The sequence below is a fragment of the Acidimicrobiia bacterium genome (genome assembly GCA_040880805.1).
In the GTDB taxonomy this organism is placed as follows: Bacteria; Actinomycetota; Acidimicrobiia; order IMCC26256; family DASPTH01; genus DASPTH01.
In genome coordinates this window covers 1-8,066 of record JBBDHW010000005.1, presented here as the reverse complement: position 1 = coordinate 8,066, position 8,066 = coordinate 1, and the positions used below count along the sequence as shown (strand labels likewise).

Here is an 8,066-nt window from a genome sequence, read left to right as displayed (position 1 = left end):
CGCCCGCCAGCCAGCCAACGACCGCGAGCCGGGTACCCCGGCTCGCAGAGAGCGAGCGAAGAGTCAGGAGCAATCTTGGCTTGCAGGGACGGTCGTGGTGGTGGTTGGCGCGTGCGCGGCCGTGGTATCGGTCGCGGCCCGCACCGTGTCGACCGGCGCCGGCGGCTGTGTCGTGGCCGTGGGGTCCACCGTGAGACCCGGGAAGGATTGCCCGAGGACGAGCACCACCTTGTTGGCGAGTGAAGGGTCCTTCACGAGCTTCGCACCCTCGACGAACGGGATCAACGCCTTGGCTGCGGCGAGATGGTCGGGCGCGTAGTGGATCTCGCTCACGAGCACCGTCGTGCTGGCAACGCCGTATCCGGCAGATTGGAAGCCATGTTGCACGAGCTTGGTGAGCGTGTCCTGCGCGATGCCCTTCGCGGAACCGTCGAGCACCTCGACGGTCACTTGTGGCGGGAGGACGCTCGGGAGCGTCGGCGTCTCGTTGCCAAAGGTACGGAGCTCGTCGATCATCTCCTGCGCGCCGTCTCCGAGGACGAGTGTCGACTTCGGGTTCGACGGGTCGGGCATCGTCGGGATCGTCTCGAACTGCACGGAGTTCGGGTCGTTCACGTCGATGGTCCGGAACGCGTTGATCAGAGAGTTGACGTCGCTCCGCTGCAGGTTCTGATCGGCCTTGATGTCGCCGAGCACGCGGTCGGCGATCTCGAGCGCGAGGAACGGATCACCGAGGCTCTTCGAGATCGCGAGGCCCGCCAGCTTACGGATGAACTCCTGCTGGCGTGCGATGCGGTGGAGGTCGGGGGCGTCCTGGTCCCCGAGTACCCACTTCCCGTCGATCTTGTACTCGGGCGTGCGCGACCGCACGTAGGAGAGCGCCGCCGGACCGTCGAGCGGGAAGCATCCGGGGATGATCGCGTCCACGCCCGTGGACTCGTCACGCGTCGGGTAGGCGAAGTACACCTGCACGTTGCCGATCGCGTCCACCACGTCTTGGAAGCTCTTGAAGTCGACCTCGACGTAGTGGTGGATGGGAATGTCGAAGTTGTCGCTGAGCATGTCGATCACGGTCTGAGGCCCGCCGGCGCCGTAGGCCGCGTTGATCTTCTGCTTGCCCGCGAGGTCGCGTATGTCGACGGTGAGGTCGCGCGGGAACGACACCACCAACGTTTGCCGAGCACCCGGCTCGACGTGCGCGACCATGAGCGTGTCGGAGTTCTTGCCCGTCTCCGAGATCGGGTCGCCGAAGGCGCCCGCGTCATCCGGGTTGTCGACGAATTCGCGCGTGTCGCTGCCGATGATGAGGAAGTTCTTGCCGGCAGGCGGTGGCTGCGCGACGAGCAGGTTGATCCGCTTGATCTTCTTCACCCGACTGTCGATCTCGTGGTTCACGCTCGCCACCGCGGTCGTGGTGACGGCCGCGGCGAGCACGAGCGCGATCAGAAAGCGGCCGCCGAAGGCGCGCACAGTTGATCGGGACGCCGCGGGCATCGGCGAAGCATAGGAAGCGCCGGGCGCATCTGTCCGGCGGTCGCCCGGATCGGAACGGACGACAGACCCTTAGTTGCAGGCTTCCTCGGGCGAGACCGGCGTGGTCGTGGGCGGAGGCGTTGCGGTATCCAACGGCTTCGCCGCGCCGATCCCCTTGAAGCTCGCGCCGAGCACGAGCACCAGGTCTCCACCGACCAGCGCCGGATCCGCGACGAGCTTGGCATCGGGCACCGATGCCGCCAGCAGCCGAGACTTGGCCTCGTCGCCGGGGTGATAGCGGATCTCGCTCTTGGTCACGTTCCCACCGGTGTTGTTGCCGATGCCGCCGCTCACGAAGCCGAGGTTCGCGAGCGCTTGGTCTGCGTCGCCCGCCGCGCCGTCGACCCCGGAGCCGTTGAGCACCCGGACCCGGACGTCGACGGGACGTACCGCGACCTGCCCGACGGGAACAGCCGTGGTGGACGGCTCCGGCGCGACCACGATCTCGCCGCGGAGTCGGGCGAGCACCGTGTCGGCCTCGGGGTGCTTCACGAGCACCACCGACTGCCGGTCGCGGGTGGCTGGGCCGTCCCACGGCAGCGTCTCGAACTGGAGGCCGGCGCCCCCGGAGGCGAGGCCCATGAACGCACGGACGAGCTCGTTGAGGGCGGTGCGGTCGAACGCGGTGTCGGCATGGAGGTTGGGCAAGAGCGCGTCCACGATGTCGGGGGCGATCAACGGATCGTCGAGAGCGCGCTCCACCGCGATCCGGCCGAGCTTCTTCACGAACTCCTGCTGACGCTCGATCCGCCCGATGTCGGCGGTGGCGTCGAGCGGGCTCCACCGCTGCCCGGTCGTGCGGTCGAGCTTGCCGTTCGGGTCGAGGATCTCGAGGTTGCGCGCCCGCACCCACGCCAGCGACTCGGCGCCGTCGAGCTGGTAACAACCGGCGCCGTACGGGGTTGACACGCCCGTGTACTGATCGCGCAACACGCCGGGGATGTACACGGGGACGGTGCCGATCGCGTTCACGATTCCCTCGAACGTCTCGAAGTCGACCTCGAGGTAATGGCTGATCGGGAGCGCGAAGTCGGCTTGCAGCGTGTCGACGACCTTCTGCGGGCCGTCGTTGAACGCCGCGTTCATCTTCGCCTCGCCCTTCCCCGGGATGTTGACCCAGAGGTCGCGGGGGAACGACACCGCGTAGCTGTTGTTGCCGTTCGCGTGCAGCACCATCATCGTGTCGGACCGGGGCGGCGAGTTCTGGGTGTCCTTGTCGCTGAACGCGCCGTAGTCGATCGCGTTGTCGACGAAGCTGCGGCTGTCGGAGCCGATGATGAGGAAGTTCATCCCGTTGGCTCCGACGGGCGCGGTGGTGAGCGCGACGCGCGGGATGTTGTCGATCTGGTCGTCGATGTATCGGTTCACCATCACCACCGACCCGCCGACGAACACGGCGCAGAGGACGATGGCGAGAGCGATGCGCAGGGAGAGGGCGCGGGTCGCGGCTCCGAGGGAGTTCACGGTGGAGCCATGGTACCGAGGGGTCGCGCCGAGTTCGGGGCGCGCCGAATTCGCCGTATGCCGGTACGGTGAGCGCCGTGCGCCTCGCCGATACAGTCGCGGCCGCGCTGCTCGCGCGGCTTCCCCACGACGCCGGCGCGGCTGCGATCCGTCGTGGACCCTCCACGCTTGTGGGCGTCGACCCCGACGAAGTAGCGGTGAGCAACGGCGCCGATGCGCTGCGGGCGCTCGACTCGCTGGCGCCCGGGCTCTGGGTGGGCTGGTGTGCGTACGAGCTCGGCCATGCGTTGGAACGGGTCGTCCCGCGGCGTGCGTCGCTCGAGGAACCCGCGGTCCCCGATGCCGTGTTCGCGCGGTTCGGGGCACTCGCATGGGTCGGTCCGACCGGTGAGATCACGGTCCGGGGAGACGGTGCGGGTCGGCGCTTCCTCGAACGCGCTGCGCACGACGTCGGCGTCGACGGCTGCGGCGGGAACGTGCGTCCCGCGAGCGGCGAATGGCGCACGAGCCTCGACCGCGACAACTTCGAGGCGCGCGTCGAGGCGATCGTCGAACTGCTCCGCGCGGGCGAGTGCTACCAGGTGAACCTCACCCGCCGGCTCACCGTCGACGGCGCGCACGACCCCGTGGCGTTGTACGCCGCGCTCGCGACACGGCACCCGGCGCCCTACACGGGGATGCTCCGGCTCCCAACGTCGGGGCTTCGGGTGTCGGGACGCTCGATCGCGGTCGTCGGCGCGTCGCCCGAGCGGTTTCTTTCGTGGAGCGGGCGCGAGGTGGAGACGAAGCCCATCAAGGGCACGGGCACCGACGCGGTCTTGCTGCGCGCGAGCGCGAAGGACCACGCCGAGAACGTGATGATCGTCGACCTCGCGCGCAACGACCTGGGCCGCGTGTGCGAGCCCGGTTCGGTGCGCGTGCCGTCGTTGTGCGAAGTGGAAGCCCACCCCGGGTTGCACCACCTCGTGAGCACCGTGCGCGGTACGGTCCGCCCCGGCGTCGGCACGGGGTCGCTCGTGGCTGCCACGTTCCCACCCGCGTCGATCACGGGTGCGCCGAAGCCGCGCGTGCTGCAGGCCATCGAGGAGCTCGAGCCGGTGCGCCGCGGCGTGTACTGCGGCGCGTTCGGGTGGCTCGACACCGAACGCGGCGAAGGCGATCTCGCCGTCGCCATCCGCACCTTCACCGTGTTCGACGACCGCACCGAGCTCGGCGTCGGCGCCGGCATCGTCGCCGACTCGTGTCCCGCGGCGGAGTGGGCGGAGACCGAGCTGAAGGCCTCGCGGCTGCTCTCCGTCGCAGGCGCCGGCGAACTGGTGCCGTCGTGACACAAGTCTGGGTGAATGGCAAGGTCGTCGACGCCGAGGCGGCGCGCGTCTCTCCGTTCGACCACGGGCTCCTCGTGGGAGACGGTGTGTTCGAGACGTTGCGCGTCTACGACGGCCGCCCGTTCGCGTGGCGACGGCACCTCGACCGGCTCGAGTACTCGGCGAACGGGCTCGGGCTCGTCGCACCTGATCGGGCCATCCTGCAGGCAGCGGCCCACGCCCTCCTGCGCGCCAACGACCTCCAGGAAGCGCGACTGCGCATCACCGTCACCGGCGGAGTGCAGCCGCTCGGCTCCGAGCGACGTGACACGCGACCGACCGTGATCGTCGCGGCGAGCGACGTCAAGTCCGTGTCGCCCACGATCAGCGTGGTGGTCGTGGCGTGGACGCGCAACGAGCGCGGTGCCACCGCCGGGCTCAAGACCATCTCGTACGCGGAGAACGTGCGCGCCCTCGCGTACGCGCAGGAGCGCGGCGCCGGAGAAGCGATCTTTCGCAACACGCGAGACGAGCTCTGCGAAGCCACCGGATCCAATGTGTTCGTCGTGCGCAACGGCGAGCTCCGCACACCGCCGGCTTCGGCCGGTTGCCTGCTCGGCGTGACGCGCGCGCTCGTGCTCGAGCTCGGTCAGGAGCTCGGCATCGAATGCCACGAGGTCGCGATGCCGGTCGACGCGCTCGCGGATGCCGACGAAGCGTTCCTCACGTCCTCCGTCCGCGAGGTGCAGACCATTACGCAGGTCGACGGTCGAGCGCTGCCGAACGCACCGGGCCCGATCACCACGCGCTTCGCCAAGGCCTTCTCCGCCCTCGTCGCGCGGAACATCGACCCGTGAGAACACGCGGCGAGCGAAGCGACGGAGGAGCGGAGCTCGCTCGCCAGCGAGCGAACGGCCGCGAGCCGGGTATCCCGGCTCGCAGAGAGCGAGCGAATTAGCGGAGGTGGACGACGTCGCCGACCGTGACGAGCTCGTCGGTGCCGTCATCGATTCGGACGACGAGCGCGCCGTCGTCGGTCACGTCGACGGCATCACCCTCGAGCATGTCGTGCGCGCGTTCCACGCGTACGCGGCGACCGAGTGTCGTGAGTCGCGCGCGGTACTGCGCCGGCACCTGGCCGAGCTCCTCGAGCGCGACGGCGAGTCGCGCGAGGAACCGGTCGAGCAACTGATCGCGGTCGACGGAGTGCCCGGCCTCGAGGTTGCACGCGGTCGCGGTGCCGGCGAGCTCCGGAGGGAACGAGTCCCACTCGACGTTGCAACCCGCACCGATCACCAGGGCGTCACCCTCGCGCTCGGCCAGCAGCCCCGCGAGCTTTCGATCGCCGACGACGAGGTCGTTCGGCCACTTGAGCCCAGGGCTGAACCCGGCTTCCTCCTCCACGGCAACGGCCAAGGCCAGCGCGGTGGCCATCACGGCCCAGTGGGAGTCGTCGCCATCGGGAGCGGGCCGAACCAGCACCGAGACGAGCAAGGACGAGCCCGGCGGAGCCTCCCATCGACGGTCGAAGCGGCCCCGGCCTGCGGTCTGGTGGTCGGCGACCGCCACGAGACCGCCCGCGGCTCCAGCGCGTGCCTCGTCGAGCAGGTAACGGTTCGTCGAATCGATGTCGGCAAAGCGCCGAACCTGCCACCGCTCGCGCCCGTTCGGAGTGCGGGCGCTCGGTGGCACCGCCGTAGGATACGGCGTCCGAACGCCCGAGTTGATTTGCCCGATCCGACCAACAAGGAACGCTGTTGTTTCGCAAAGTCCTGATCGCGAACCGCGGTGAGATCGCAGTTCGCGTGATGCGTACGTGCCGGGAGCTCGGCATCGCGACCGTCGCCGTCTACTCCGACCTCGACCGCGACGCGCTACACGTGCGCTACGCCGACGAGGCGTACGCGCTGGGCGGCCAGACCGCCGCCGAGAGCTACCTCAACACCGACGCCATCCTCGGCGCGATCGAGCGGAGCGGCTCGGATGCGGTGCATCCCGGCTACGGCTTCTTCGCCGAGAACGCCGACTTCGCGCGGGCGATCACCACGCGCGGCACGGGATGGATCGGGCCGCCACCCGAAGCGATCGAGATCATGGGCGACAAGATCTCGTCGCGGAAGGCCGCCGCGGCTGCCGACGTCGATGTTGTGCCGGGCACCCTCGACCCCATCAGCGACGCGTCCGAGGTCATCGCGTTCGGCGACGAGCACGGCTGGCCGGTTGCGATCAAGGCCGCGCACGGCGGCGGCGGCAAGGGGCTGAAGGTCGCGAGCTCGGCCGTTGATGCCGCGGCCGCGTTGGAGTCCGCGACACGCGAGTCGCAGGCGTACTTCGGGCGCCCGGAGTGCTACCTGGAGCGTTACCTCACGCGACCGCGCCACATCGAGATCCAGGTGTTCGCCGACACGCACGGCAACGTCGTGTGGTTGGGTGAGCGCGACTGCTCCACGCAACGCCGGCACCAGAAGCTGATCGAGGAGAGCCCGGCGCCCGCGCTCGACGATTCGGTTCGGCGCGCGATGGGCGAGGCCGCGGTGAAGGTCGCCCGGGCGTGCGGCTACCTCAACGCAGGAACGGTCGAGTGTCTCTATCAGGACGGCGAGTTCTGGTTCCTCGAGATGAACACCCGCCTCCAGGTGGAGCACTGCGTCACGGAGATGGTCACCTCGCTCGACCTCGTGGCCGAGCAGCTCCGAGTGGCTGCCGGTGAACCGCTGTCGTTCACCCAGGACGGAGTCGTTCGGCGTGGTCATTCGATCGAGGTTCGCATCAACGCGGAGGACCCTGCGTCGGGCTTCCTCCCGTCGCCGGGAACCATCACCCGCTTACGGCTGCCCGGCGGCCCGGGTGTGCGTTGGGACGGTGGGTACACCGAGGGCGACACGGTGTCGCAGCACTACGACAACCTGATCGGCAAGCTCGTCGTGTGGGGTCCCGACCGCGAGACCGCGCGCCACCGCATGCTGCGCGCGCTCGCCGAGTTCGAGATTGCCGGTGTTGCCACCACCATCCCCGCGCACCGCGCGCTGCTCGCACATCCCGACTTCGCGGCCGCCGCGCATTCCACGAAGTGGGTCGAGGACGAGCTCGACGCCTCCGTGTTCGACGCCGCCCCCGACGCCACCGGCTCCACCCGCGGGCCGACCGACGGTGAGGAGCCCGCGGAGCGAGTCGTTCAGACGGTGCCGGTCGAGGTCGACGGCAAGCGCTTCTCGGTTCGTCTCTGGTTGCCGGACGCGCCGGCAGCGGCCTCGACGCGTCGGCGCCCCGCGTCCCGGCCGCGTCCCGGCACCGCCTCGGGTGGCGGCGCGGGCAACGGCACGATCACCGCGCCGATGCAGGGCACGATCGTCAAGGTGCTCGTCAGCGTTGGTGACTCAGTCGAAGCAGGCCAGGCTGTGCTCGTGCTCGAAGCGATGAAGATGGAGAACACCATCAACGCCGAGACGGCAGGATCCGTGCGCGAGATCCGGGTGACCGAGCGCGACACCGTCGGTACCGGCGACGTGCTGATCGTGATCGAGTAGTCGGTCGTCCGCGGCGAGCTGACCTGACGTCGCTACTCGAACAGGATGCTGATGCTCTCGCGGCGGTGGATGCGCCGGATCGCCTCGCCGAAGAGCGCGGCCACCGAGATCACCTCCACCTTCTCGGGCAGCGCCACCGGCTGGGTCTCGACCGTGTCGGTGATGAAGAGGCGCTCGATCCGGCTCTCGGCCAGGCGCTCGACCGCGGTCGCGGTGAGCAGCCCGTGGCTCACCA

The 8,066-nt window shown here is 69.4% G+C and carries 7 protein-coding genes; 3 read left to right on the top strand and 4 right to left on the bottom strand.

The window, feature by feature from the left end:
* Positions 1-63: 63 nt before the first annotated feature.
* Positions 64-1,494 carry an LCP family protein gene (locus WD271_01100; protein MEX1006425.1) on the bottom strand — a complete coding sequence of 477 codons (1,431 nt, stop codon included), beginning with the start codon at positions 1,492-1,494 and terminating at the stop codon, positions 64-66.
* 69 nt (positions 1,495-1,563) lie between these two features.
* Entirely contained in the window at positions 1,564-2,997 is a 1,434-nt protein-coding gene (locus WD271_01095) for an LCP family protein (GenBank protein MEX1006424.1), read from the bottom strand.
* Between the two features lie 77 nt (positions 2,998-3,074).
* On the opposite strand from WD271_01095, the gene WD271_01090 reads away from it, so the two are divergent.
* Positions 3,075-4,325 (top strand): anthranilate synthase component I family protein, encoded by a 1,251-nt coding sequence (locus tag WD271_01090; protein ID MEX1006423.1) that lies wholly within the window; start codon positions 3,075-3,077, stop codon positions 4,323-4,325.
* On the top strand, positions 4,322-5,161 hold the full coding sequence (locus tag WD271_01085; GenBank protein MEX1006422.1) for an aminotransferase class IV: 840 nt from the start codon (positions 4,322-4,324) through the stop codon (positions 5,159-5,161). Before WD271_01090 ends, WD271_01085 begins: the two co-directional genes overlap by 4 nt.
* Positions 5,162-5,258: 97 nt before the next feature.
* On the opposite strand, the gene WD271_01080 is transcribed toward WD271_01085, so the two are convergent.
* The gene (locus WD271_01080) at positions 5,259-5,996 is read right to left on the bottom strand and encodes a biotin--[acetyl-CoA-carboxylase] ligase (GenBank protein MEX1006421.1); all 738 of its coding nucleotides are present in this window, start codon (positions 5,994-5,996) and stop codon (positions 5,259-5,261) included.
* A gap of 65 nt (positions 5,997-6,061) precedes the next feature.
* Between WD271_01080 and WD271_01075 the strand changes: the two genes are divergently transcribed.
* Entirely contained in the window at positions 6,062-7,831 is a 1,770-nt protein-coding gene (locus WD271_01075) for an acetyl-CoA carboxylase biotin carboxylase subunit (GenBank protein MEX1006420.1), read from the top strand.
* Between the two features lie 32 nt (positions 7,832-7,863).
* Here WD271_01075 and WD271_01070 read toward each other — a convergent pair.
* Positions 7,864-8,066: ribose-phosphate pyrophosphokinase (locus WD271_01070; protein ID MEX1006419.1), on the bottom strand; the 203-nt coding region annotated here is incomplete at its 5' end.